The sequence below is a fragment of the Bacillus sp. B1-WWTP-T-0.5-Post-4 genome (genome assembly GCF_009183795.1).
GTDB classification, from domain to species: Bacteria; Bacillota; Bacilli; order Bacillales; family Bacillaceae_G; genus Bacillus_A; species Bacillus_A cereus.
On record NZ_WEIJ01000036.1, the window covers coordinates 1 to 1,394 of the forward strand.

Below are 1,394 nucleotides of genomic sequence, written 5' to 3' on the forward strand. Positions count from 1 at the left end.
ATCGAAATAGTCAAATGCACGGCGCAACAATCGTTGTCGATCTGAAATTATTGCTAGACAAGCTAGCTGATATCGGTTACGAAGATGAAATTGAGTACGTCAACGAAGCAGGAACGATTTACAAAGGTAATCCGAAAAACATTACAATTCAGCGGGATTTCACAGGTAATCCGTTGCTGACGGTGGTGTTTATTTAATGTCAGGGTTCACAATCGATTTTAGCAGCTTTGACGGAAATATGAATCGGATCACAAACGACGTTAAACATTCGACTAAACAAGCTATGCAGGATTGCGTAGATGATCTCGCTAGGATCTCGTCAAACATTGCGCCTATCGATACGAGTAGTCTACGTAAATCACATAAAAAGACCGTCAAACAACAGGGCGATCAAGTAATCGGAGAAATTTCGTTCTCAGCGTTCGGACGCGGTAATTTTAATTACGCAATAGCCATGCACGAATGGTCATATACGCCGAGTTCTACGGGATCATTTAACGGTTATGCGGTCGGTAGTAAGTATTTAGAGCGGCCACTTAAAGGTGAGTCACAAAAGTACTTACAGTGGTTGGGCGAAGGTGTTCAGAAAGGATTGAGGTAGTATGCGAGCACAAGACGTTAAAACGTACGTCGAATCGATCATACCGAATACATACTACGCCTACACATATCCTACGAAATCGAATGATGAATGCGTTTTGATCGTACTACACGGTGGAATGCCTACACGTGATACAGGCGTAAGGCAGACGACATTACAGTTCTTAGTGCGTGGGAATGTGGGCGACGTCCAAACGGCGGAAGCGAAGGCGTACGAGCTATACGAAGAGTTCAAGTATAAAAAAGACGTTATGATCGGCGATTGGTCGGTCTCAAAAATACAAGCGTTACAATCCCAACCAATATGGACGGGAACGGACGAGGCGAAACGTCCTATCTTTTCGCTAAACTTTCAATTAACTATCAGGGGGTAATTAATATGGCAAAAACTAATACAATCAACGTACCGATCGGTGCTGCAATCGTAGAGTATGGCAAAGGCGAGGACATGGTAGTTTTCGACATCACGAAAGGCGGTATCTCATTCGGCGTATCTACATCAGTACAAGAGGTTACAGTCGATCAATACGGTGAAACGCCCGTAAAGTCTATCATGAAAGGACGTAAGGCTGAGACGACAGTACCATTCGCATTACACGATCTAAAACGATTATCAAAAGTAATGCCAAACTCTAAATTCGTAGAAAACGGCGATAAGCAAGCGTTGTTCGTATCTGCGCAAGCGGGATTCGATATGTTATCGACTGCGAAGAAAATGGTTATTAAACCGACTGCGCCTGACACTACGCCGAATGACTGGATCACTGTACCAAACGCAGCGGCGTCAGCTGATC

Annotated in this window: 2 protein-coding genes and 1 pseudogene; all 3 read left to right on the plus strand. The window is 44.0% G+C overall.

The annotated features are described in order from the left end of the window. Positions 1–197 (plus strand): annotated as a pseudogene (locus GBN91_RS28545) (hypothetical protein); the annotation flags it as partial. Positions 198–602: 405 nt separating this feature from the next. Next, positions 603–974, plus strand: coding sequence for a minor capsid protein (locus GBN91_RS28555; RefSeq protein WP_152122910.1), 372 nt, complete (start codon positions 603–605; stop codon positions 972–974). 5 nt (positions 975–979) lie between these two features. Further along, positions 980–1,394 (plus strand): hypothetical protein (locus tag GBN91_RS28560; RefSeq protein WP_347400313.1); only part of this gene is annotated, 415 nt, incomplete at its 3' end.

Excerpts from the sequence above, each read along its gene's own strand:
- GBN91_RS28555 (WP_152122910.1), top strand. The coding sequence starts at position 603 with ATGCGAGCACAAGACGTTAAAACGTACGTCGAATCGATCATACCGAAT.